Below are 21,972 nucleotides of genomic sequence, written 5' to 3'. Positions count from 1 at the left end.
ACTGCGCGACCAGCCCCCACCGGGCCGCAGCCGCCGACGAACCGAATCAGGCAGACGCGGCCGCGGCCCGAGCCTCAACTGAAGCGAACCGGGAGGTACTTGATCCCGTTGATGAAATCCGACCGCATCCGCCGCGGCTCGCCCGTCAGCTCGACCTGCGGAAAGCGGCGCAGCAACGCCCGTACGAGGGACTTGATCTCGGTGCGGGCGAGGCCCGAGCCCAGGCAGTAGTGCGGACCGCCGCCGCCGAACGCCAGGTGGTCGTTGGGGGTGCGGCGCAGGTCGAGCACGTCCGGGTCGGCGAAGACGGCCTCGTCGCGGTTGGCCGAGGTGTAGTAGAGGACCGCCTTCTGGCCCTCCCGGACCGGCACGCCGCGGATCTCCGTGTCACGGGTCGCGGTGCGCCGGAAGTTGTGGATCGAGCCGTTCCAGCGCAGGAACTCCTCGGTGGCGGTGGCCCACAGCGCGTCGTCGTCGATGCCCGCGACCAGCTCGGCCCGCGCCTCGGGATGCTCGGCGAGGGTGAGGAGCGTGCCGGCGAGGAGGTTGCGGGTGGTCTCGTTGCCGGCCACGCAGAGCGTCACGAAGAACATGTCGATCTCGTGCGCCGAGAGCCGCTCCCCGTCGACCTCGCCGTGCACGAGAGCACTGATCACATCATCCCGCGGCTCCTTCAGACGGGCGGCGGCGAGCTCGTCGCAGTACCCGTAGATCTCGGCGGCGGCGATCTGCCCGTCCTCCTCGCTGGTGGAGAAGTCCGGGTCCTGGAAGCCGACCATGCGGTTGGACCAGTCGAAGATCTTGTCCTCGTCGGCGGCCGGGATGCCGACCATCTCGCAGATCACCTGCAGCGGAAGCCGCGCGGCCAGCTCCTCCACGAACTCGACCCCGCCGCCGCCCTGTTCGCTCAGTTCGGTGACCCGGTCGGCGAGGACTCCGGCCCGCCGCTCGATGTCCTCGGTCAGCTTGCGGATCATCCGCGGCGCGAACGCGGCGTTGACGAGCCGCCGGTAGCGGCTGTGCTTCGGCGGATCCATCCCGACGAGGGTGAGCGCGAGGCTCTCAAGCGCCTCGGGCGGCTGGTCCCGTACGAAGAACGAGCCGCGCTCGACGGACCACAGCTCCGGGTCCCGGCTGAGCGCGACGACGTCCTCGTGCCGGGTGACGGCGAAGAATCCGGCGTCACGGCCGCCCGGTATCTCGTGCCAGTGCACCGGATCCTCGCGCCGCAGCCACGCGAACTGCTCGTGCGGCACGCCCCGGGCCCAGGTGTCTTCGAGGAGGTCGATGGGGGTGGCGGGGGTCGTCGGGGTGCTGGGGGTGGCGGGGGTCATATCGAGGATCCCTTCGGAGTCGACTGTCCGGTCGAGGGGTCTACGGTCCCGGGGTGTACGGATCGGATCGGGCTCCGAGCACACCCGAAACGGCCTCCACGACAAGCCGTTCGGGCACGGCCGCCGGGTCGAGCCGGTGCTGCAGGGCACAGCCGAGGAGCACGCCGAGCACGAGGGCGCCGGTCTCGTCCGGCGAGCGGGACAGGGTCCGGCCGGTGGCCGCGGCCCAGTCGGCGAGGCCCTCCCCCAGCTCGCGGCGGATCTCCGCGTACCGGCGGGCGAGCGGGGAGCCGACCTGGGCGTCGCGCGCGCCGTGCAGCCACAGCTCCAGTTCGAGCAGCAGCCAGGAGTCGCCGCGGTCGGCGTCGGGGCGGGTGACGCTGCGCCACATCGCGGCGGCGTGCGCCTGCGGGTCGGGGTCGGCGGCGAGGTCGGCCGCGAGGCGGTCGGCGGTGCGGCCCTTCCACACCTCCAGGAGGGCGAGCAACAGCCCTTCCTTGCCGCCGAAGTGGCTGTAGAGGGCCCCGGTGGTACGCCCGGCCGCCCCGGCGACGGCCTCGGCGGACACGGCGTGGAACCCCTTGGTGGCGAAGAGCTCGGCGGCGGCGTCGATGAGCCGGGCCCGCGTCTCGACCTTGCGCTGTTCCTGCGTACGGCGCGGTGCTTGCGTACGGCGCGGCTCTTGCGTACGGCGAGCCATGGGCCCTCTCCCTCCCCCACGCACCGCGGGCAGATATATCGGGGCGGCGATATAACCGACAAGGAGAGGAACCCACAGAACTGACAACTCGTCAACTACTAGGCATGAAAGGGAAGATGAGAATCCTGAGAACTCCTATGCCTGCCCCGTCTCGAACCGGGCGACCTTCCCGCCCTCGACGGTGAACTGCCAGCGCGTACGCATCTCGCCATAGGTGTCGTTGCGGTAGCGGGCGGTGAGGGTGAGCCCGTCGTCCGACTGCGTCTCGACGTCCATGTGACCGTTGGAGGAGAAGATCTCCCGCTCGGTCCAGTCACCGAGATCCCGCTCCGTACCGTCGTCCGACATGGTCGCGCCGGGCGCGAGTGCATCCTGGAAGGCCTTCCTGTCCTGGGTGTTGAGCGCCGCGACGAAGGCGCGTACGGCGGCGTCGGCGAGCAGCTCGACCGGCAGAACGTCGTCGTTCATCTCGCTCACGGGGACTCCTTCGCTCGGTTTCGGGGGCAGCCCGAGACGTACACCAATCACCCACGCGGGCAGCGGACCTTGGTCCGGTCGCGGCGGGTCGTGGGCGCGGCGGCCGGGCGGCGCACGGTGACACTCAGCGTGGACCTGGACACGAACACGAAGACAGCGGCGGACCGGGGCAGGGCGAACGGCTAGCATCGCGCACCCGAACAAGCCGGAACCGCCCCACTCCACTCGCCCGGAGGCGTCATGCCACTCCCCCCGCCCCGCCTCGGCGTAGCCGTCGTGACCATGGGCAACCGCCCGCGCGAGGTGGCCGCCCTGCTCGCTTCGGTGGCCGCGCAGGACGTACCCCCGGACCGCGTCGTGATCGTCGGCAACGGCTCCCCGCTGCCCGAATTCTTCGGCCTGCCGGGCGAGTTGACGGTGATCGAGCTGGCCGACAACCTCGGCTGCCCCGGCGGCCGCAACGTCGCCCTGCGCAGGCTGCGCGCGTTCGGCGACGTGGACGTGGTGATCGAGCTGGACGACGACGGGCTGCTCGTGGACAAGGGCGTCTTCCGCGGCGTACGGGACCTGTTCGCGAGCGACCCGCACCTCGGCATCGTCGGCTTCCGCATCGCGGACGAGCACGGCGAGACCCAGCGCCGCCACGTACCGCGGCTGCGCGCGCAGGACCCGATGCGGCGCGGCCTGGTGACGACCTTCCTCGGCGGCGGCCACGCCTTCGCCATGCGGATGCTCGAGCAGACCGGAGACTGGCCGGAGGACTTCTTCTTCACCCACGAGGAGACCGACCTCGCCTGGCGCGCCCTGGACGCGGGCTGGAAGATCCTCTACGAGCCGACCCTGCTCCTCCAGCACCCGAAGACATCCCCGGCCCGGCACGCGGTCTACTTCCGCATGACAGCCCGCAACCGAGTCTGGCTCGCCCGCCGCAGGCTCCCCCTCCCCCTGATCCCCCCGTACTTGACCACCTGGACCCTCCTCACCCTCAGCCGCACGTCGTCCCTCGGCGGCCTACGTGCATGGGCGGCCGGCTGCGCGGAGGGGGTACGCACTCCGTGCGGCGAGCGAAGGCCCATGCGGTGGCGCACGGTGTGGCGGATGGCCCGGTTGGGGCGGCCGCCGGTGGTCTGAGCGCGCTTGCGGCCGCGCCTTGCTCAACGGTCGCAGTACGCCCCCACACGAAGGGCGTTGCGATGCTCGCCGACCCGGTCGGCACAGGGGAGGTGGGGCGGACGAGTCGGCCTGTACGCCGGGTTTAGTCACCTGGGGAGCGGCTGGCTGGGGCGATGCCGGGAGCATGCCGCCTGAGCTGCGGAAACGCCGTTTCAGGGCGTTGCGCGCGTGGCTGCGCTTTCCCGGCTCGCACTCCCCCGGCGCTCCCCGGACTCCCCAGAGACTCCCCGGGAAACGCGCTGGATTCGGGCCGGTCGAGGTCTTCAGGCCGGCCGCTCATTTCTTCACCCCATCGTTCGCGCTCGGACTGACGGAGCTGGCCAGACCGCTCTGGGGTTGGTGGGACCCATGGAGGGCGGCGGGTGACTTACCGCCCCCGCTGTGACTGAGCGCCCCACTTGGCTCGGCGAGCGCGAAAGCTGGCCACGGCGGGCGCTCAACTCCAGTGGCGGCCCGCAGCCTCCAGATGGACAGTCGAATACATGGGTTGAGTTCTGGCTTGGGGACCACCGATACCCCACCACCGTCAACCTTGAGGCCCAGTTCCTTGACCGGCAATCTCAGCCACAGCGGGCGACGATCACTGAGGGACGATCCGGCAGTGTGGGCTCGCATGCTCCATTCAGGCGACGTATGAGGTGCGACCGGTTCACGCGACGTACATGGTGGACGGGAAGGCCGCTGTCAGCCCGCTCACGACCAGGCGGAACATTCCGATTCGCCCCACGGCCCCAGCAACGAGTGACGGGGCGTGCTCCACGCACGCGCTAGGCGGGTCACGCCGCATGCCCGTGAAGCGAAACCGGCCGGTGCATACCCGACTGCTGCGAGTTTCGTCGAGGTGATGGTACTGATGGATAAGGGTCCGAAGATGCATTCAACCTTCGCGCGGATGACGCGGGCTGCCGGGGCCTGCATTGCAATCGCCGTTCCCCGACTGGGAGCGCGTTGACGTTCGAGGTTTTGGCCGATGGTAAATCCGTACACAAGAGACAACCCACCTCGGGGAGTCGCGGAATCTCAACCTCGATATCACGGGTGTTCTTCGCCTCAAGCTCGTTGTCACCTATGCCTCATCAGTCGATGTGGCCACCTATTCCCATGGCGCGTGGGGAGATGCACGTTTTGAGTCGTAGCGCCTTCGGCTAATAGCTCTTCTCGGCTCAGATTGCGCCCGCTCATTGGAGGTCAATTATGACTTACGGGAAAGCAATCAGTGCTTCGGTGACTGCAACCGTCTTGCTCGGTCCGGTGGCGGCTTGCAGTGGCAGCGAAACCTCAAATCCGGAGGGGCCACGCAGCACGGCATCCAGTGCCCCCCATGGATTGGTCACCGAATCAGACGCTGAACATATTCTGAATTCACCTGTTGACCGTGATCCTTACACGATCAAACCAGAGGATGTACCTGACCTCCCAGGATGTCCCGCCTACACACGCATTGCTGATCAGTTCGAGCAGCATGTCACTTATGTGTCTAGCGAAGGGGAGCAGATCGGTGAACGCGTGGTAAGAGACGGAAAGGATACGGAACCCCTGGAGGACCTCCGGACTTGTTCCGGGGGAACGGCAGCAGACGGCACAGAAATCGCCATTCAGGTCACTTCCGCGCCGGGTGGACCGGGTAATATCAATGGACAAACCAAGGTGGATGGCGAAACTTTCGAGTTGCGAGCACGGGTCGTTGACGGTGACAATATCTATATCATTGGTATTGGAACGCCGGAGCAGGCCGATACCGCCATTGAGTTCGCCGTAGCCCGCTACAGCGGCGCCCCTCTTCCGGAAGATCATTCCAGCTGACTGCCGCGATCAGTGCGCTTCGACCGTGGCCTACCATCTGGACCGGCTGTGTGCGCAGGGCGTCGTCGTGGAGACGCGCGAGCGCCTCAGCGGGCGCTGCCCGCACTGCGGGCAGCGAACGTGCGGCCCGCCCGCCGAACCCCAGTGGGTCGACGGGCGCGCCAGTGAGCCGCGCGAGCCACTCCCACCCATGCTCGGTCAGTGCCCCCGCCGCAAGATAGCCGCGCAGGCCGGCGGCCGGGTACTCGATGACGTCCTCAGGGAGCTCGTGGACTGAGAACCATTCGAGAGCCAGGCACTTCGCCGGCTCGCTGTTGACCTGTTCGCCCTCCCACTCGATGGCCTCGAAGAACAGGCCGATACGCTCCATTTCAGCGCTCTGCCTGTGGTGGACGACGTGCACGAGTCGCAGGTGCTCGGGTCGACTTCGATGCCGGTCACCTTGCGTAGTTCACGGGCGGCGACGTGGCGAGCGGGCTCGCCCTGGTCGAGCCTCTAAAGGCGAGACACGCTGGCGCGCCAAGTGCCGTCATCGCAGCTGAGCTTGGCTCCGAGTTCGTGAGTGCGGAGGGCTCCCTCGTCCAGCCACTGGCCAATGAGGGATTGGAGGCGTTCGAGCGCGGGTGAGTCCGGGGCATCCGCGATGATGAGTTCGTCGGTGGCGATGGCCGCGTGTGCCGAGCCGTCCGCGGTCCGCATACCGACACCGATGCCGACTCCCTCGTCGTGGACCGCTTCGAGGAGTCCCTGGGGGCCGGCCGCGATGAGCCAGTTCTTGAAGTGGAAGTAGTCGTCGCCGACCACGAGCCCTTGGATGGTGTGCGGTCGGTCTCGGAGCGCGGTCAGGAGTGCGGCCGCCGTGCGCGTTTGGTCGGCTCCGAGGAGGATCAGCTCGAACTCGGGCCGTCCCGGATCGACCGCTCGGGAGACCGACGGGGCGGGCCGCGGCGCGACCATCGGGGTGTATCCGCCATGGTGAACGACGACCTGCTGCGGCAAGTGGTGTTCGTCGACCGTGACATGGGCGATGGCGTAGGCGCCGGGCAGGTCGGCGATGCGTACGCCGCTGATCAACGACCCATCGGGCTTGAGTTGTTGGAGCCACGCATCCGGGATGGCCGGCGGGGTGGTCCCGACGAGGATGCGGTCGTACGGCGCCTGGGCGGGGTAGCCGAGGAGACCGTCTGCGGTGACGGCCCTGACGCTGTAGCCGTGCTCGGCGTACAGCTTCTCGGCGCGCTCGGTGAGCTTGGAGTCGATGTCGACGGTGGTGACCTGTCCCTGTGGTCCGACGATGTGGTCCATGAGGGCGGCCGAGTAGCCGGACCCGGTGCCGATCTCCAGGACGTTCGCGCCGGGGCGGAGATCCAACATGCGGAGGTGTCGGTGCGTGACGGCGGCCGGGGTGCACGGTCGTACGGCCTGGCCGTCGGCGCCGTGGTAGGTCTCGACAGGAACGGCCCTGTCCGCGTTCGCGACGGCGTCCTGCTGGGGTGTTGCTTCGGTCATCGGTCGGTCCTCGGTCGTCAGATGCGAAGGGTGACGTGGAAGGGGCGGTCGGGGGTTTCGGGCTCTCCGACGGGGCCGGATTCCGCTTCGATCCAGGCGTGGGACTCGCAGGGGTCGAAGCGGCAGCCTATGCACCAGTCCACGGAGCGACCGCGCAGCGCCAGAGCGAGGAACGCCGCCAGGGAGATCTCCAGGCAGGCGGCCCTGCCGGGAAAGAAGCGGCTGACCCAGTCGCGGGCGGCAACGGCCCTCACGCCCTCCTCCGCAGTGGCAGGCCGGTGGGCACACCTCTTCGTGATACGGGCGACGGCGAGGGTGCAGCGTAGGGGCGCCGCCTGGACGAGGGCACTGGCCACGGCGAGTGCAGCGATGGCGCCGAGGCGGTCCGGCAGGGGCGGTCGTTCGGTTCGCGTGGGTACGGCCATGGGGATGCTCAACGATGCCACCGCCTCCGAGTCGGAGCACACAACATGCGGCAGTCGACGAGCTGTTGGGCGAGAGCGTGCATGTCGGCGCGTACCTGTTGCGGGTCCGCGCCAAAGGTCTCGGCTACGCGGTCGGCCGCCTGGTCAACGGTGGCGCCTTCGTCCAGGTAGCGCCACCAGAGCGCGCCGGAGAGCGTGAGCGCGTACCAGCGCCCCTTGCCGCGGAGGTCGAGGAGCATGCCGCCGCGATCGGTGATCGTGGCGCGCACCGTGGCAGCCGGTCGGAGGTCAGGCATCCTGCATCGCCACCGTCGAAGTGCGCTGCCGCTGGAGCCAGAGTTCCGTAGTGATGAGGGCCTCCAGCGCTGCGAGGTTGCCGGGTACGCCGGCGGCGAGGCGTTCCAGTTCGACACCGGCCACAGCGCGGTCGATCCAGCCCTCCGCCGCGAGCCGGCTCTCGGCGAGGAGATGGCGCAGTACGTCGACGTTCCTGCGCAGCCCGGTGTAGGCATTGCCGTCGTACGCGCCCTTGGTACGGCGGGCGAGCAGCCAGTCGGGCACCAGGCCCTTGAGGGCGGCGCCAAGGAGCGGTTTCTGTGCCGTAGTTGAAGCGCGCTCCCGTACAGGGATGGCCATGGCCGCACGTACGACGGCGCTGTCGAGGAACGGGGCGTGATGCGGCAGGCCGACGCCGTGGGACTGGTTGCGCAGCTCCGCTTCGTACGTGCCGAACTCGTGCAGTTCGGCCCAGGCGCGGTGACGGCTCGTCTCGCTGCTGGGGATGCTGCACCCCTCGGCAGCCGACGCCGCCCGGAGCGACAGGCACCGCCTCGCGTCCGGGGTGAGCCAAGCTGAAGCTCCCGAGGCTCGGATCCAGTGGAGGCGGGCCTGTGACTCCGGCCGTCGGCGGCCCGGCCGGGCGGCAAGGTCGTAGGCGAGGTGTTGCAGCGCGCGGGCATGCGTGGTCCGCGACAGCTGCGCTGCGCCGGCGGCCACGGCGTACGTCGGCAGGTGCCGGAGGCGGGCACGGGCCAGGCAGTGGCGCATGAGGTCGGACACCTTCCGTTCTCGGGCGAGATCGGCCAGGTAGAAAGGGGATGCGCTGAGCAGGGTGTCGGCGCCGGAGCCCGTCAGGTGCAGGTCGCTGCCGTGATCGGTACAGGGGCGCTGGTACGCAGCCCTCATGCGCCAGCGGGCAGCGTCCGGGAACGGCTGGTCGGTACCGGGGGCGCCCAGCAACTCCGAGAAGAACAGGCCGTCGGAGGCCGATACCAACTCGTGGCGCAGGCCAGGCTGGTCGGCTGCCGCACGCAGCGCGTACTCGACGTCCTCGTTGCGGCTCGTCGTGTCAGCGTGGGTGACGGCGAACACCTCGGCGCCTGCGGTCCCGGTGGCCAGGAGCGCCAGTGAGGTGGAGTCCAGGCCGCCGGAGAAATCGGCCGTGATCTTCCCTGCCGCCTGCGTGCGACTGGCGATCCCCGTGAGGAGCGCCTCGCGCAGCTCAGCCGCCGCTGCTTCGAACGGCACGGTGCGCGGCTCCTCGTACTTCTGGATTCGGTGCCGGCCGTCGCGCTGCACGAGCAGCACGTGGCCACCCGGCAGGCGTCGTACGCCCTCGAAGGACGTGCCGTCACCGACCACTTCGGGCACAGTGGGGCACACGAGTCGTGCCGTGAGGGCCTCGTAGTCCAGCGCGGCGTCGAAGCGTGAAGCGAGAGCGCGGGCCGAGGTCGACCACTGAGTTCCGGTCGGTGTCTCGGCGAAGTACACCGGGCGGGTGCCGGCCACGTCCGTGATCACTGCCATGGTGTCGCCGGTGTCCGCCACCACCCAGTAGCTGCCGGGCCATTCGGTCAGCCTGGCCCAGCGGCCGGACCGTACGTGTTCCAGACCGTCCCATAACTGCCGGTCGTCGGCGTAGCAGTTGCCCAGCACGAACAGACGGGTCGCACCGTCGAAGACGACTCGGCTCCGGCCATCGACGAGTGAACCCGCGGCTTCGGGCCAGCGGCTGGGCGGTTCCGGACTGCTCAGGTGATACATGCCATCCCCTTCTCCTGGTCCGACCAGGCGGGCGGGGCCGGAGGCGGCCCCACCCGCGGTGATCGGGTCCGCCTACTCGAAGTAGCGGCCCTTGTCGGAGCTGTCCTCGGCGTACTTGCCGAGCGTCACCTTCGACACCGCGTCCAGCTCGATGAGTTGAGGCGCCGCGTACTCCTCCTCGGGCTGGGCGGCCGTCTCGTTCGTGACCTGATCAGTCATCTGCTGTTCCCTTCTCTGGTGGGTGGGGTGGGCTGCCGTCGCCAGCGCCGCGAGGGCGGTCTGCGACGGTCATCTGAGGGGCCGCGGTCTCACGCGACCAGGCCGAACTCGGGGCACAGCACCGCACGGCATCCGGTTCACCAGGGCCTCACCTCGGCCAGGCAGGCTGATCCGAGCTTGAACTCGGCCCAAACCACCTTGTGTTGGCCGTCGGCTCCACGCCCCAGCCGTCCGCGCACTCGGCGACGAGGAAGAGTCCTCGGCCGGTGGCGCAGTCCTCTCCGGGGCTCTGCTGTTCGGGGAGGCCCATTCCGGCGTCACGTACTTCAAGGCGTAGCCGATCGTCGTCAACCGCGAGTTCTACGAGGAATCCGTCGGCCCCTGAGTGCACCAGGGCGTTCGTGGCCAACTCCGATACGCAGAGTTCGACGTCGTCGCTTCGGTCGGCGATGCTCCAGTCGGAGAGCGTGTCCGTGGTGAACTTCCGTGCCGCCCGCACCGAGACGGGGTCATCGTCGAACGCCTGTTGCCGCGGCGTGGGTTGCCGTGGCGCGTGTGCAGCCGAAGCCATGACGTTCTCCGTCCCGGTGAGGAGCAACTTGGTGCTGTGGACGTCCACGGAACCGCTCCTCGGAGGCACGAACCAGAGCAGAATTGCCGCATGCGTGAGGCATCCATGCCGCACACGCGGGCATGACCTGGGGTGCTTCCACTCTGAAATCAGCGTCGATCACGCGGGGAGACCGAAGCCATGGCACTGAAGCGGCACGCCTTCGCCCGCCGCCGCCATGCGGTGGGATACACGCAGGAGGCCCTGGCTGAGGCGCTGAGCGTGGAGCGATCCACCGTCTCCCGTTGGGAATCGGGACGCGTGGACCCGCAGCCGTACATCCGCCCGCGCATTGCCGCGATCCTTCAGGTCTCCGCCGAGGAGTTGAGCCGGCTGCTCGCCGTGTCGACTGAAGACGCGATGCCTGCCTCCGAGCGGACCCAGTACGCCATGCGGCACCCTTCGCGCGTGGACCTGGTCACCGTCGCTGAACTACGGGGCGGCATGCAGGACTTGGCTGAGCGCTACGACCGCATGCCTTCCGCGACCTTGCTCGCCCACGCCGGCCGACACGTGAATCAAGTCGAGTTCCTCGCAGGCGAAGCGCCGGCGGGCCGGGTCCAGCGCGAGGTGCGGGTTCTCCAGGCCGACGCCGCTACGTTCATGGGTCAACTCGTCTGGGACGCCTCACAACGGCGGGACCACGGCACAGCCCGGACGTACTACGCGCAGAGCGTGGACGTGGCCCGCCACCTGCGGGACCGGACGGCGGAAGGGCACGCGCTCTTACGCACCTGCTATGTCGCCCTCTACGGCGCCAACGACTACCGCGAAGGCCTCGACCTCGCCCTGCAAGCCGCCCACACGACACGACTCACGAGCCATGTGGTCACCGGACTTGCCATGCTGCATGCGGCCGAGGCGCACGCCTACCTCGGTGAAGGCCGCGAGTGCGAGCGGGCCCTCGCCGGTGCCGAAATGCACCTGGAACAGGCGAGCAGTACGGACGCGGCCCACGACCTGCTGTCCCCCACCCACTTCGGGCGGCTCGCCGGATCGTGCTACCTCACGCTCGGCAAGTACGGCAGGGCGCAACAGCTCCTCGACGAGACCGCCACGGAGCTCCAGGACCGCCGGAAGTCCCGCGCGATCGTCGTCGGGAACCTCGCTCTCGCCTGGATTCGCCAGGGAGAGCTCGACGCCGCCCTCACCGCGTTCAACGACGCCGTAAACGAACTGCACGGAACCCGCGGAGGTGGTGGGATGAACATCGTCTTCCGCGCCGCCCGCGAGCTTCGAACCTGGCGGAACGAGCCAGCGGTGCAGGAGGCGCAGGACCGGCTGATGGCCCTGATGGAAGCGGCGTGAAGGGGACCGAGGTGCGCACACTGATTGATGAAGAGAAGCAGCGCGTTCGCGAGCGGGTCTGGGATCTGCTCGACAACGCCGACGCCGTCCACGACGCCTCGGTTCACGGCCGCATCCCGAACTTCAAGGGCTCGGACGAGGCTGCTACACGGCTGGCCGGCCTTCCTGCCTGGCGTGACGCCGAGTTCATCAAGGCCGTGCCCGACAAGGCACAGCTTCCGGTGCGCGCGCGTGCTCTGTCCGAGGGGAAGACGGTGTTCATGGCCGTGCCCAAGCTCGCCGACCCGCGCCCCTTCTACCTGCTGGACCCGGCGGCCCTCACCGTCCAGCCGGTGGAGGCCGCGTCGAGCAAGATCGCGGCGACCGTCGCCCCGAAGGTGGACGTCGATGCCCTACGGCCCGTGGACATGGTGGTGGTCGGCAGCGTTGCCGTGAACCGGGCCGGCGTTCGCATCGGGAAGGGCGCCGGGTACTCCGACCTGGAGTTCGCCTTCCTCATGGAGGCCGGACTGATCAGTCCACAGACAATCGTGGTGTCCACGGTCCACACTCTCCAGGTCGTTGACGAAGAACTGCCCGCCACCGAACACGACTTCGGCGTGGACCTGATCGTCACCCCGGACGAGGTGATTTCCTGCAGTTCGCCACATCGGCCGGCGGGACTCGTTTGGGAACACCTGGACGCGCAGAAGATCGCATCCATTCCAGTCCTCGCGGCACGGGCTCCATCGGCTGGACGCTGAGCGGCGAGCAACAACAAGAGTGCCCCGCCCACGGCACGAAGCCGTGGGCGGGGCACAGTTCGTTCATCTGGCAGCGCGCCTTCGATTCGAGACGACGGAGGCGTTCTTGTGTTCACCCTGGGAGTCGTTTCTGTCATCGCCCTGCTCATGGTGCTGGACCCGAAGCTAGGCGCGGCTATCGCAGTGGTTGGCGCTACGTTCCTAGTCGCATCCTGGGCCAGGCAGTTCGGTCTGCCAGGCGGGCAGGACGGCGGTACAGATCGCACCGGATGACAAGTGTCAGGAGCCAGCCAGGTCCAGCGCCGAGGACGGTGGCCCGTTCGCCGATCGCGTTGCCGATGGCCGAGAAACGTGCCGGTGATCGGGAAGGAGATGACCTGCTGCTGAGGCGCAGCCCTCCGCCGCAGGTCACCGGCGGAAGGGGCGGACGAGTCGGCCTGTACGCCGGGTTCTGTCTCCCTCGGGCCTTGCGGACCGGGGGGAGGCGGTCATCCATCTGGGGCCGGCGTTGCCGTCGGCCTCGTGCGGTCTACCCGCGGACTCGGGCGGGCAGCCCTCGATCATCCGCGCAGAGTGCCTGTTACAGCACCCCTCTTGACCTTGCTCCGGGTGGGGTTTACCTAGCCGCCTGAGTCACCTCAGGCGCTGGTGGTCTCTTACACCACCGTTTCACCCTTACCCAGCACCGAAGCGCTGGGCGGTTTGTTTTCTGTGGCACTGTCCCGCGGGTCACCCCGGGTGGCCGTTAGCCACCACCCTGCCCTGTGGAGCCCGGACGTTCCTCGGAGAGAGTCCGAAGACCCTCGCCGCGACCGCCCGGCCGGCTCGTCCGCCGTGCCGACCATGCTACCCGCGTCGCGGAGAGCGGTTGACCTTGCCGCAGCGGCAACGTTTCTACTGGGCTCATGCGGATCGGAGAGATCGCCGCGCTCGCCGGGGTCACCACGCGGGCCGTGCGCCACTATCACCAGCAGGGGCTGTTGCCGGAGCCGGAGCGGCGGGGCAACGGGTATCGGGAGTACGGCCTTCGGCATGCCGTGGAGCTGGCCCGGATCCGGCGCCTTACCGAGCTCGGGCTTGGCCTGGCCGAGGTCAGGGATGTGCTCGCGGACGACGCCGGGCGTGAACTCGTAGAAGTACTGGAGGAGTTGGACGGGGATCTGGCGCGGCAGGAGGCGGCGGTCCGGGAGCGGCGGGCGCGGCTCGCCGAGCTGCTCGCGCAGGCTCGGGCCGGGGAGTTGCCGCCGGAGGGGCCGGTCTCCGCGGACCTGGCCCGGCTGTTCGCCGCGTTCGGGCCGACCGAATCGGCGATCGCCGCGAAGGACCGTGCGCATCTGGCGCTCTTCGACCAGGTCGGCGGCCCCGCGAGCGGCGGGCTGATCGCGGCGCTGCGGCCGCTGGCCGAGGATCCGGAGTTCGTGCGCCGGGTGGAGGGGCTGTACGGGCGGTTGGACGAGCTGGCGGAGGCCGGCGAGGACGATCCGCGGATCGGGCCGCTCGGGGAGGAGCTCGCCGCCGCCATGCCGGAGGACGTGGTGCGGCTGATCGCCGGAGCCCCGGCCGAGGAGTCGCTGAGCGGCGGCTTCGGGGCGGCGTTCCTCGGGGACTTTCCGCCCGCGCAGGCGGCGGTCGTACGGCGCATGATCGCGGGGCTCGCGGAGCGCGCGCGTGGGGGTGGGCGGCCGTGAGCGGCGCGCGGGTGCTACGGGCCGTACAGCGGCTCACCGTGCTCGAACTGCACGGGATGCACAGCCTGTTGCTGTGGGTCGCGCGGCGGCGGCACGGGGTGTCCGAGGGGGCGCGGGCCTTCGCGTACACCGGGCCGCAGACAGCGATGCTGTTCGGGCTGCTGTTCGTGGCCGTGCTCGAAACGGTCGCGCTCGCGGTGCTGATCCCGTGGCCCGCGGTGCACGCGATCGTGCTGTTCCTCGATGTGTACACCGTGCTTCAGGTGCTCGCGCTGCACGCCGCATGTGTGGTCCGGCCACATGTGGTGGGCGCGGACGGTTCGCTGCGCATCCGGTACGGGCACCTGCTCGACCTGCGCATCCCCGCCGAGGGTGTGGGCCGCGCACATGTGGCGCGGCACTACCCCGCCGGCAAGCGGGTCCAGGAGCACCCGGACGGCAGCCTCGACCTCCTGGTCGGCTCGCAGACGACGGTGACGGTGGAGCTCGCGGCGCCCGTGACATTCGTACGGCCCCTTGGGCGGCGGGTGGAGGTGACGACGGCGGTGCGGTTCCACGCGGACGATCCACAGGCCCTCGTCGCGGCGCTCAAGAACGGTCGGCCCACGCTCACGCCGGGGCGAACCGGACCTTCGCCGAGCCCGGGTCGGCCTGGGTGAGGCGGACGCGGAGGCGCTCGCCGAGGGGCAGCTCCGCGGTGCCCTCGATGCGGGCGACGACCGCGGGGTCCTCCAGGTGCACGGTGCCTACGGCGGGTTCCTGCTCCTTGACGTCGATCACGGTCGCCTCGAAGGTCTCGCCGATACGGTCCCGGAGCAGCGCGGCCTCGACGATGTCGATGCTCTCGCGCTCCACGGTGTTGGCCCGCCGGGTCCCGTCGGCCATCTCCTTGGGCAGCTCGGGCAGGGCGTCGAGCACCCACTGCGGCGGGTCGTCCCCGGCGCAGGCGGCCAGGCAGATCTCCCCCGCGTACCGGTCGACGAGGCGGCGCAGCGGGGCCGTGCAGTGCGTGTACGCGGCGGCGACGGCGGAGTGGACGCGCGGCTCGGGCAGCTCGCCGCCGGTGAAGGCGGTGTAGCCCGCGCCGCGGAGCAGGGTCGTGCACTCCTGGAGGAACGCGGCGTGGTTCGGCTCGCGCGGGTCGAGTGCGCGGACGAGGTCGGCGTACGGGACGTGGTGCGGCCAGTCCACGTGCAGGGCGGTGGCGGCGCGGCGGAGGCGGCCGACCGCGCCGTCGGGGGCGGCGGGCAGGGTGCGCAGGATGCCGGTGCCGTGCTCGGTCATCAGGTCAGCGGCGGCGATGCCGGTGAGCAGGGAGATCTGGGCGTTCCAGGCGTCGGCGGGGCGCAGGGCGCGGTAGGTGAGCGCGTAGTGGCCGTCGCGTTCCACGATCTCCTGCTCGGGGACGTTGAGGGAGATCCCGCCGCGTTCCACCTCGCGCTGTTCGCGGAGCAGCCCGATGTCCTCGAGCAGGGCGAGGGGCTCTTCGGCGGTGCCGGTGTCGATGGCCTTCTGGACGCTCTCGTAGTCGAGTTTGGCGCGGCTGCGGACGAGGGCGCGGCGGACGTCGAGGGCGGTGCGGTGGCCGTCCGCGTCCAGGTCGATGGTCCACAGGAGGGCCGGCACGTCCTGGTCGGGGAGGAGGCTCGCGGCGCCCTCGGAGAGCAGCGGCGGGTGCAGGGGCACCTTCTCGTCGGGGAAGTACAGGGTGACGGCGCGGGCGTGGGCCTCGCGGTCGAGGGCGCCGCCGGGGGTGACGAAGGCGGCGACGTCGGCGATGGCGTACCGCACCCGGTAGCCGCCGCCGTCCCTGCGGGAGAGGTGCATGGCCTGGTCGAGGTCGGTCGCATCAGAGGGCGGTCGCGAAGCGACTCGTTGGAAGGGTGGTGGCGGGAGACGGGTGGGCGGGTCGATCGTGAAGAACGGGATGTCGGTGGCGTCGGCGTCGGGCAGCCGGGGCTCGCGCGCGGCGGCCTCCGCCTCGGCGAGGACCTCGGGCGGGAACTCCTGCGGCACGTCGAGGTCGGCGCGCAGCGCGTGGAGGGCGGCGCGCAGCGGGGTCGCCTCCGTGGCCGGGGGCACGTGCAGGTGACGGCGGGGCATGTGTGTGAGCGTATTTCGTCTGCCCTGTTTCCTCCCGTTCTGGGCGTTCTGGCTCGCTCCCTGGACGCGGTCCTGGCGTACCGCGTCCGGCCGTTACGCTGCCTCGGGGGCCGCACCCCGTATCACCTGGGGGCCGCACCCCCCGCCTCGTACCACCGCAGAAGGAGAACCCGTCGTGCTCGTGCTCTTGCCTCCGTCCGAGGGAAAGGCCGCTTCCGGGAAGGGCGCGCCCCTGAAGCCGGAGGAGCTGTCCCTGCCGGGTCTGGCCGAGGCGCGGCAGGCAGTGCTCGACGAGCTGGTGGAGCTGTGCCAGGCCGACGAGGAGAAGGCGCGCGGGGTGCTCGGCCTCAGCGAGGGTCTGCGCGGCGAGGTCGCGAAGAACGCGGAGCTGCGCACGGCGGGGGCGCGACCGGCCGGGGAGATCTACACCGGCGTCCTGTACGACGCGCTCGACCTCGCCTCGCTCGACGCGGCGGCGAAGCGGCGGGCCGCGAAGTCGCTGCTCGTGTTCTCGGGGCTGTGGGGCGCGGTGCGGGTCACCGACCGCATCCCCTCGTACCGCTGCTCGATGGGCGTGAAGCTGCCGGGGCTCGGCGCTCTGAACGCGTACTGGCGCGGGGTCATGGCGGACGTTCTCCCGGAGGCGGCCGGGCAGGGCCTGGTGCTCGACCTGCGTTCCTCCGCGTACGCGAGCGCGTGGAAGCCGAAGGGCGAGGTGGCGGGCCGGACGGCGACGGTGCGGGTGCTGCACTCGCAGCTGGTCGACGGGGTGGAGAAGCGCTCCGTGGTGAGCCACTTCAACAAGGCGACCAAGGGCCGGATCGTGCGCGACCTGCTGCGGACGGGCGCGTCCCCCGCGTCGCCCGCGGAGCTCGTGGAGGCGCTGCGCGGACTCGGGTACGCCGTGGAGGCCGAGGCTCCGGCGAAGGCGGGGAAGGCCTGGCAGCTGGACGTGGTGGTGACGGAGATTCACTGAGCCGGGAGAGCCGGGAGAGCCTGGAGACCCGAGAGGGTGCATTGCAACATGTGCAACGCTCTTTGCGCATGCTGCACACGGCGGGCAGGATGGTGCCATGACTTCGCGCTCTGTCCTTGACCTCGCCCCCGTCGTGCCCGTCGCCGTCGTGGAGGACGCCGCGGACGCGGTGCCGCTCGCCCGAGCCCTGGTGGCGGGCGGCCTGCCCGCGATCGAGGTGACGCTGCGCACCCCCGCCGCCCTCGACGCCATCCGCGCGATCGCCGCCGAGGTGCCGGACGCGGTGGTCGGCGCCGGCACCGTGATCTCCCCTCAGAACGTCCGGGACTCGGTGGACGCGGGTGCGAAGTTCCTGGTCAGCCCCGGCTGGACGGAGGCGCTCCTGGACGCGATGAAGGCGTCGGGCGTGCCGTTCCTGCCCGGCGTCTCCACGACGTCCGAGGTGGTGGCGCTGCTCGAACGCGGCGTCAGCGAGATGAAGTTCTTCCCCGCCGAGGCCGCCGGCGGCACCGCCTACCTCAAGTCCCTCGCGGGCCCGCTCCCCCAGGCCCGCTTCTGCCCGACCGGCGGCGTCACGCCCGCCTCGGCGCCCTCGTACCTCGCGCTGAAGAACGTCGGCTGCGTGGGCGGCAGTTGGATGCTTCCCGGCGACGCGGTCGCGGCGAAGGACTGGGCGCGCATCGAGGACCTGGCCCGCGAGGCCGCGGCCGTACGGGGCTGACTCGCGCCCGTGCCGCTCAGCGCAGGTGGGACGTCTCGTTGAGGAGCCGCAGCGAGGCGTTCCCGTCGCCGTAGTACGCGATGGCCGAGAGCGACGCCGCCGACAGCTCCATCCGGAACAGCGCCTGCGGCGGCGCCCCGAGCGCGAGCCGCACCAGCGTCTTGATGGGCGTGACGTGCGTGACGAGCAGGACCGTACGCCCCGCGTACCGCGCGACGAGGCGGGCCCGCGCCTCCTCGACCCGCGTCGCGACCTCGGCGAAGGACTCACCGCCGGGCGGGGCCGCGTCCGGCGCGGACAGCCAGGCGTCCAGCTCGTCCGGGTAGCGCTCGCGGGCCTCGGCGAAGGTCAGGCCCTCCCAGACCCCGAAGTCCGTTTCCCTGAGGCCCTGTTCGACGGTGACGCCCAGGCCGAGGCGGGCCGCGACGGCGTCCGCGGTCTCGCGGCAGCGGCGCAGCGGTGAGCTGACGATCTCCTGGACGGTGCCGCGCGCGGCGAGGGCGGCGGCGACCCGCTCGGCCTGTTCGCGCCCGATCGCGGAGAGCTCCGGGTCGGATCCGCCGCTGCCGGAGAACCGCTTCTCGGGCGTGAGCGCGGTCTCGCCGTGCCGCAGCAGGACGAGGGTGACGGGCGGGCCCAGATCGGGGGCGGACCAACCGGCGGCGGGGGCCTGCACGGTGGGTGCCTGGGCAGTGGCTGGGGCCTGCGCGGCGGGTGTCTGGGCAGCGGCAGGGGCCTGGACCGCGGCCTCCGTCACCGCGCCCGTACGCGAACCCGCAAGCGCGGCCCGCGCCTTGGCCGCTCCGGCCGTCGCGTCGCCGGGCGGGCCCTCGGGCTCGGGGAGGTTCGCGGAGGTCTTCCCCGCATTGCGCGCGGCGCGGGCGTCCTGCGCGTCCAGCTCGGCCGTGGAGTCGGCCGCCGTCCACTGTTCGCCGCGCTTGCCCGCGTCCATCGCCTCGTTGGCGAGCCGGTCCGCGTGCTTGTTCTCCGCGCGTGGGATCCACTCGTACGTGACCGTGCCCGGCGGGAAGATCCCGCGGGCCCGAGCGGCGAGCGGGCGCATGTCCGGGTGCTTGATCTGCCAGCGGCCCGACATCTGCTCGACGACCAGCTTGGAGTCCATCCGGACCGCGACCGAGGCGTCCGGGTCGAGCTCATGGGCGGCCGTCAACCCGGCGACCAGGCCCTTGTACTCGGCGACGTTGTTCGTCGCCACACCGATGAACTCGGCCCGCTCGGCGAGGACTTCACCGGTGGTCGCGTCCAGGACCACCGCGCCGTACCCCGCGGGGCCCGGGTTGCCCCGGGACCCGCCGTCGGCCTCGACCACGAAGCGCATGGACTACAGCCCGGACTCCGCCGTACGGACCAGGATGCGGCGGCAGTTCTCGCAGCGCACGACCGCGTCGGGGGCGGCGGCACGCACCTCGTTGAGCTCGGTGATGTTGAGCTCCAGGCGGCAGCCCTCGCAGCGGCGCTGGTAGAGGCGGGCCGCGCCGACGCCGCCCTCCTTCTCGCGCAGCTTGTCGTAGAGCTTCAGGAGGTCGGCCGGGACGGAACCGGCGACGACCTCGCGCTCCTTGGTGACCGTGGCGGCCTCGCCGTCGATCTCCTCGAAGGCGGCGTCACGGCGGGCCGTGGCGTCGTCGATCTTCGCCTGCACGGAGGAGACGCGCTCGGTCAGCTCGCCGACGCGCTCCTGCGCGGACTCGCGGCGCTCCATGACCTCCAGGACCACGTCCTCCAGGTCGCCCTGGCGCTTGGCGAGCGAGGCGATCTCCCGCTGCAGGTTCTCCAGGTCCTTGGGGCTGGTGACCGCGCCGGAGTCCAGGCGCTGCTGGTCGCGGACGGCGCGCTGGCGCACCTGGTCCACGTCCTGCTCGGCCTTGGTCTGCTCGCGGGCGCAGTCGCTCTCCTCGGTCTGCGCGGCGACGAGCAGGTCCTTGAGCTGCGTGAGGTCCTTGGTGAGCGACTCGATCTCGGCGTGCTCGGGCAGCGCCTTGCGCTTGTGCGCGAGCTGCTGCAGGCGTACGTCGAGCGCCTGGACGTCGAGGAGGCGGATCTGGTCGGCGGGCGCGGCGTTCAGTTGGGGGCTCCAGTTGAGTCAGTGGGTGCGGAGACGGACGACGCCGCGTGGGCGGTCCAGGGGTCGGTGACCGTACGCGAGACATGGACCCGAAGGCCCCATCCGTTGCGGTCGGAGATCTCGTCGAGCTGGGCGGCGGCCTGCTCGCACCAGGGCCACTCGGTGGCCCAGTGGGCGGCGTCGAACAGCGCGAGCGGAGTCTGCTGGGTGGCCTCGGAGGCGGGGTGGTGGCGCAGGTCGGCGGTGAGGAAGCCGTCCACGCCGGCCGCGCGGACCGCGTCGAAGAGGCTGTCGCCGGAGCCGCCGCTCACCGCGACGGTACGGATCACGGCGTCCGGGTCGCCGGCCGCGCGCACGCCCTGTGCGGTGCCGGGCAGCCGCTTCGCCGCGCGGGCCGCGAACTCCCGCACGGTGAGCGGGTGGTCGAGCTCGCAGATCCGGCCGAGCCCGCGACGGCCCGCGGGGTCCGTGGCGTCGGGGACGAGCGGGCGCACGACGCGCAGGTCGAGGGCGCCGGCGAGGGCGTCGGAGACCCCCGGGTCGGCGGTGTCGGCGTTGGTGTGCGCGACGTGCAGCGCCACGTCGTTCTTGATCAGGTCGTGCACGGCCCGGCCCTTGAAGTGCGTGGCCGCGACCGTCGTCGTACCGCGCAGGTAGAGCGGGTGGTGCGTGACCAGGAGGTCGGCGTCCAGCCGGACCGCTTCGTCGACGACCTCCTGCACCGGGTCGACGGCGAACAGGACGCGCGTGACCTCGGCCTGCGGGTCCCCGCAGACGGTGCCGACGGCGTCCCACTGCTCGGCCCGCTCCGGGGGCCACAGAGCGTCGAGGGCGGCGATGACTTCAGACAGACGGGGCACGGGTTCAGGCTACCTGGCCTTGCGTGGTCCGATCACTGGGCGTTGCCTGCGAACGGACGGGGCCGGGGGCACGAGCCCCGGGCCCCGTGCGATCACTTCGCCAGGTACTCGTCGAGGTCGTCCAGGACCTCGTCCGCCGCCGTCACGCCGAGGCCCAGGTACCAGGTCTCGTCCGGGACGTTCTTCGCCCGGCCGTTCTTCACGGCGTCGAGCTTCTTCCACAGCGGGTTGCCCTCGGCCGTGGAGCGGTCGGTCTTCTCGGCGTCGCCGTAGACGCCGGTGAAAATCCAGTCGGCGTCGGCCTCGTCGATCTTCTCCGGGCTGATCTCCGCGGCGAGGTCGTTGATCTGCTGGTTCTTCGGGCGCTCGACGCCGGCGTCGTCGAGGATCGTGCCGATGAACGAGGCCTTCGCGTAGAGGCGGATCATGCCGGGCATGTAGCGCAGCATCGTGACGGTGGGCTTCTCGCCGCTCTTGTCGACGGCCTCGCCGAGCTCCTTCGCCTTCTTCTCGTACGCGGCGAGCTGCTCCTTCGCCTCGGCCTGCTCGTCGAGTGCGGCGGCGTTGAGGAGGTAGTTCTCCTTCCAGGTGAATCCCGGGCGAATGGAGAACACGGTCGGGGCGATCTTGGAGAGCTGCGGGTACATCTTCGCGGCGCGCAGCTCGCTGCCGAGGATCAGGTCGGGCTTGAGCTCGTTGATCGCCTCAAGGTTGAGGGCGTTGATGGTGCCGACGTTCTTGGGCTTGCCCGCGTCCTTCGCGAGGTAGCCGGGGATGCCGTCGTCGCCCTCGGTCGGCGCGTACCCGACAGGCTTCAGGCCGAGCGAGACGACGTTGTCCAGCTCGCCGACGTCCAGGACGACGACCCGCTTCGGCTTCGCCTTCAGCTCGGTCTTGCCCATGGCGTGCTCGATGGTGCGCGGGAACTCGCCGGGCTTCGCGTCGGTGCCCATCTTCGCGGTGTCCTCGGCGGCCTTCGCGAAGTCCTCGCCGCCCTGGGCCACGGACTTGCTGCCGTTGCCGTCCTTCTTCCCGGCTCCGCCGTCGGCACCGCCGGAGCCGGCGTCGCCGCTCGAACAGGCGGCGAGGGAGAGCGAGGCGGCGACGGCGAGTGCGACGGCTGCGGTGCCGCGGCGGCGTATGGACATCAAAGCTCCTGCATGAGGAAGGCCCGGTGGGGACGGGGAGGGGGCC

Annotated in this window: 24 protein-coding genes and 1 other RNA gene; 10 read left to right on the top strand and 15 right to left on the bottom strand. The window is 70.6% G+C overall.

Annotated elements, in window-relative coordinates; translation table 11 throughout:
* Nucleotides 1–74: 74 nt before the first annotated feature.
* The 3 genes from QIS96_RS19305 to QIS96_RS19295 all read right to left on the bottom strand — a co-directional run bounded on the left by QIS96_RS19305 (nt 75) and on the right by QIS96_RS19295 (nt 2,502).
* Nucleotides 75–1,334 (bottom strand): cytochrome P450, encoded by a 1,260-nt coding sequence (locus tag QIS96_RS19305; RefSeq protein ID WP_282543889.1) that lies wholly within the window; start codon nt 1,332–1,334, stop codon nt 75–77.
* A 40-nt stretch (nt 1,335–1,374) separates the two neighbouring features.
* Nucleotides 1,375–2,034, bottom strand: coding sequence for a TetR/AcrR family transcriptional regulator (locus QIS96_RS19300; RefSeq protein ID WP_282543888.1), 660 nt, complete (start codon nt 2,032–2,034; stop codon nt 1,375–1,377).
* Between the two features lie 135 nt (nt 2,035–2,169).
* Complete coding sequence (locus QIS96_RS19295) at nt 2,170–2,502, bottom strand: nuclear transport factor 2 family protein (RefSeq protein ID WP_282543930.1); 333 nt, start codon at nt 2,500–2,502, stop codon at nt 2,170–2,172.
* 249 nt (nt 2,503–2,751) lie between these two features.
* Between QIS96_RS19295 and QIS96_RS19290 the strand changes: the two genes are divergently transcribed.
* From QIS96_RS19290 to QIS96_RS19280, 4 genes are all read left to right on the top strand, one after another.
* A complete protein-coding gene (locus QIS96_RS19290; RefSeq protein ID WP_282543887.1) occupies nt 2,752–3,642 on the top strand; it encodes a glycosyltransferase in 891 nt (296 codons plus the stop codon).
* Nucleotides 3,643–4,661: 1,019 nt separating this feature from the next.
* Nucleotides 4,662–4,820 carry an NPCBM/NEW2 domain-containing protein gene (locus tag QIS96_RS37885; protein ID WP_408907215.1) on the top strand — a complete coding sequence of 53 codons (159 nt, stop codon included), beginning with the start codon at nt 4,662–4,664 and terminating at the stop codon, nt 4,818–4,820.
* A gap of 88 nt (nt 4,821–4,908) precedes the next feature.
* Complete coding sequence (locus QIS96_RS19285; RefSeq protein ID WP_282543886.1) at nt 4,909–5,487, top strand: hypothetical protein; 579 nt, start codon at nt 4,909–4,911, stop codon at nt 5,485–5,487.
* Nucleotides 5,488–5,512: 25 nt separating this feature from the next.
* Nucleotides 5,513–5,764: a hypothetical protein gene (locus QIS96_RS19280; protein WP_282543885.1), complete on the top strand. Its 252-nt coding sequence runs from the start codon at nt 5,513–5,515 to the stop codon at nt 5,762–5,764.
* Nucleotides 5,765–5,982: 218 nt separating this feature from the next.
* On the opposite strand, the gene QIS96_RS19275 is transcribed toward QIS96_RS19280, so the two are convergent.
* From QIS96_RS19275 to QIS96_RS19250, 6 genes are all read right to left on the bottom strand, one after another.
* Nucleotides 5,983–6,996 (bottom strand): protein-L-isoaspartate O-methyltransferase family protein, encoded by a 1,014-nt coding sequence (locus tag QIS96_RS19275; RefSeq protein WP_282543884.1) that lies wholly within the window; start codon nt 6,994–6,996, stop codon nt 5,983–5,985.
* 17 nt (nt 6,997–7,013) lie between these two features.
* Nucleotides 7,014–7,421, bottom strand: a complete 408-nt coding sequence (locus QIS96_RS19270) for a lasso peptide biosynthesis B2 protein (protein ID WP_282543883.1) — start codon at nt 7,419–7,421, stop codon at nt 7,014–7,016.
* Between the two features lie 8 nt (nt 7,422–7,429).
* Nucleotides 7,430–7,717, bottom strand: coding sequence for a PqqD family protein (locus tag QIS96_RS19265; protein WP_282543882.1), 288 nt, complete (start codon nt 7,715–7,717; stop codon nt 7,430–7,432).
* A complete protein-coding gene (locus tag QIS96_RS19260; protein ID WP_282543881.1) occupies nt 7,710–9,464 on the bottom strand; it encodes an albusnodin/ikarugamycin family macrolactam cyclase in 1,755 nt (584 codons plus the stop codon). The genes QIS96_RS19265 and QIS96_RS19260 overlap by 8 nt, the downstream gene beginning before the upstream one ends.
* 72 nt (nt 9,465–9,536) lie before the next feature.
* A complete protein-coding gene (locus QIS96_RS19255) occupies nt 9,537–9,683 on the bottom strand; it encodes a hypothetical protein (protein WP_282543880.1) in 147 nt (48 codons plus the stop codon).
* A gap of 148 nt (nt 9,684–9,831) precedes the next feature.
* A complete protein-coding gene (locus QIS96_RS19250) occupies nt 9,832–10,302 on the bottom strand; it encodes an ATP-binding protein (RefSeq protein WP_282543879.1) in 471 nt (156 codons plus the stop codon).
* 132 nt (nt 10,303–10,434) lie between these two features.
* On the opposite strand from QIS96_RS19250, the gene QIS96_RS19245 reads away from it, so the two are divergent.
* Both QIS96_RS19245 and QIS96_RS19240 read left to right on the top strand, forming a co-directional pair.
* Nucleotides 10,435–11,601: a helix-turn-helix domain-containing protein gene (locus QIS96_RS19245; RefSeq protein ID WP_282543878.1), complete on the top strand. Its 1,167-nt coding sequence runs from the start codon at nt 10,435–10,437 to the stop codon at nt 11,599–11,601.
* A complete protein-coding gene (locus tag QIS96_RS19240) occupies nt 11,598–12,344 on the top strand; it encodes a 5-formyltetrahydrofolate cyclo-ligase (RefSeq protein ID WP_282543877.1) in 747 nt (248 codons plus the stop codon). Before QIS96_RS19245 ends, QIS96_RS19240 begins: the two co-directional genes overlap by 4 nt.
* 424 nt (nt 12,345–12,768) lie before the next feature.
* On the opposite strand, the gene rnpB is transcribed toward QIS96_RS19240, so the two are convergent.
* Nucleotides 12,769–13,172, bottom strand: an RNA gene (gene rnpB, locus QIS96_RS19235) — RNase P RNA component class A.
* A 77-nt stretch (nt 13,173–13,249) separates the two neighbouring features.
* On the opposite strand from rnpB, the gene QIS96_RS19230 reads away from it, so the two are divergent.
* Nucleotides 13,250–14,032 (top strand): MerR family transcriptional regulator, encoded by a 783-nt coding sequence (locus tag QIS96_RS19230; protein WP_282543876.1) that lies wholly within the window; start codon nt 13,250–13,252, stop codon nt 14,030–14,032.
* Nucleotides 14,029–14,691, top strand: coding sequence for a hypothetical protein (locus QIS96_RS19225; protein WP_282543875.1), 663 nt, complete (start codon nt 14,029–14,031; stop codon nt 14,689–14,691). The genes QIS96_RS19230 and QIS96_RS19225 overlap by 4 nt, the downstream gene beginning before the upstream one ends.
* On the opposite strand, the gene QIS96_RS19220 is transcribed toward QIS96_RS19225, so the two are convergent.
* A complete protein-coding gene (locus QIS96_RS19220; protein WP_282543874.1) occupies nt 14,642–16,135 on the bottom strand; it encodes an RNB domain-containing ribonuclease in 1,494 nt (497 codons plus the stop codon). The two genes, QIS96_RS19225 and QIS96_RS19220, sit on opposite strands and share 50 nt — an antisense overlap.
* 175 nt (nt 16,136–16,310) lie before the next feature.
* On the opposite strand from QIS96_RS19220, the gene yaaA reads away from it, so the two are divergent.
* Both yaaA and eda read left to right on the top strand, forming a co-directional pair.
* On the top strand, nt 16,311–17,111 hold the full coding sequence (gene yaaA / locus QIS96_RS19215; RefSeq protein WP_282543873.1) for a peroxide stress protein YaaA: 801 nt from the start codon (nt 16,311–16,313) through the stop codon (nt 17,109–17,111).
* Between the two features lie 97 nt (nt 17,112–17,208).
* Nucleotides 17,209–17,832, top strand: a complete 624-nt coding sequence (eda, locus tag QIS96_RS19210; protein WP_282543872.1) for a bifunctional 4-hydroxy-2-oxoglutarate aldolase/2-dehydro-3-deoxy-phosphogluconate aldolase — start codon at nt 17,209–17,211, stop codon at nt 17,830–17,832.
* 16 nt (nt 17,833–17,848) lie between these two features.
* Here eda and QIS96_RS19205 read toward each other — a convergent pair whose 3' ends face one another.
* The 4 genes from QIS96_RS19205 to QIS96_RS19190 form a co-directional block, all read right to left on the bottom strand.
* On the bottom strand, nt 17,849–19,171 hold the full coding sequence (locus QIS96_RS19205) for a bifunctional RNase H/acid phosphatase (protein ID WP_282543871.1): 1,323 nt from the start codon (nt 19,169–19,171) through the stop codon (nt 17,849–17,851).
* Between the two features lie 3 nt (nt 19,172–19,174).
* Complete coding sequence (locus tag QIS96_RS19200; RefSeq protein ID WP_349017400.1) at nt 19,175–19,918, bottom strand: zinc ribbon domain-containing protein; 744 nt, start codon at nt 19,916–19,918, stop codon at nt 19,175–19,177.
* The gene (locus QIS96_RS19195) at nt 19,915–20,778 is read right to left on the bottom strand and encodes a Nif3-like dinuclear metal center hexameric protein (RefSeq protein WP_282543869.1); all 864 of its coding nucleotides are present in this window, start codon (nt 20,776–20,778) and stop codon (nt 19,915–19,917) included. Before QIS96_RS19195 ends, QIS96_RS19200 begins: the two co-directional genes overlap by 4 nt.
* 92 nt (nt 20,779–20,870) lie before the next feature.
* Nucleotides 20,871–21,926, bottom strand: coding sequence for an ABC transporter substrate-binding protein (locus tag QIS96_RS19190; RefSeq protein WP_282543868.1), 1,056 nt, complete (start codon nt 21,924–21,926; stop codon nt 20,871–20,873).
* Between the last annotated feature and the right edge of the window lie 46 nt (nt 21,927–21,972).

It is taken from the genome of Streptomyces cavernicola, assembly GCF_029968035.1.
Taxonomy (GTDB): domain Bacteria; phylum Actinomycetota; class Actinomycetes; order Streptomycetales; family Streptomycetaceae; genus Streptomyces; species Streptomyces cavernicola.
This window is presented reverse-complemented; position numbering and strand designations above follow the sequence as displayed.

Excerpts from the sequence above, each read along its gene's own strand:
- QIS96_RS19265 (WP_282543882.1), bottom strand. The coding sequence starts at position 7,717 with ATGCCTGACCTCCGACCGGCTGCCACGGTGCGCGCCACGATCACCGAT.
- QIS96_RS19270 (WP_282543883.1), bottom strand. The coding sequence starts at position 7,421 with ATGGCCGTACCCACGCGAACCGAACGACCGCCCCTGCCGGACCGCCTC.
- QIS96_RS19255 (WP_282543880.1), bottom strand. The coding sequence starts at position 9,683 with ATGACTGATCAGGTCACGAACGAGACGGCCGCCCAGCCCGAGGAGGAG.
- QIS96_RS19300 (WP_282543888.1), bottom strand. The coding sequence starts at position 2,034 with ATGGCTCGCCGTACGCAAGAGCCGCGCCGTACGCAAGCACCGCGCCGT.
- QIS96_RS19275 (WP_282543884.1), bottom strand. The coding sequence starts at position 6,996 with ATGACCGAAGCAACACCCCAGCAGGACGCCGTCGCGAACGCGGACAGG.
- QIS96_RS19230 (WP_282543876.1), top strand. The coding sequence starts at position 13,250 with ATGCGGATCGGAGAGATCGCCGCGCTCGCCGGGGTCACCACGCGGGCC.
- QIS96_RS19295 (WP_282543930.1), bottom strand. The coding sequence starts at position 2,502 with ATGAACGACGACGTTCTGCCGGTCGAGCTGCTCGCCGACGCCGCCGTA.
- QIS96_RS19290 (WP_282543887.1), top strand. The coding sequence starts at position 2,752 with ATGCCACTCCCCCCGCCCCGCCTCGGCGTAGCCGTCGTGACCATGGGC.
- QIS96_RS19205 (WP_282543871.1), bottom strand. The coding sequence starts at position 19,171 with ATGCGCTTCGTGGTCGAGGCCGACGGCGGGTCCCGGGGCAACCCGGGC.
- eda (WP_282543872.1), top strand. The coding sequence starts at position 17,209 with ATGACTTCGCGCTCTGTCCTTGACCTCGCCCCCGTCGTGCCCGTCGCC.
- QIS96_RS19190 (WP_282543868.1), bottom strand. The coding sequence starts at position 21,926 with ATGTCCATACGCCGCCGCGGCACCGCAGCCGTCGCACTCGCCGTCGCC.
- QIS96_RS19220 (WP_282543874.1), bottom strand. The coding sequence starts at position 16,135 with ATGCCCCGCCGTCACCTGCACGTGCCCCCGGCCACGGAGGCGACCCCG.
- QIS96_RS19245 (WP_282543878.1), top strand. The coding sequence starts at position 10,435 with ATGGCACTGAAGCGGCACGCCTTCGCCCGCCGCCGCCATGCGGTGGGA.
- QIS96_RS19260 (WP_282543881.1), bottom strand. The coding sequence starts at position 9,464 with ATGTATCACCTGAGCAGTCCGGAACCGCCCAGCCGCTGGCCCGAAGCC.
- QIS96_RS19305 (WP_282543889.1), bottom strand. The coding sequence starts at position 1,334 with ATGACCCCCGCCACCCCCAGCACCCCGACGACCCCCGCCACCCCCATC.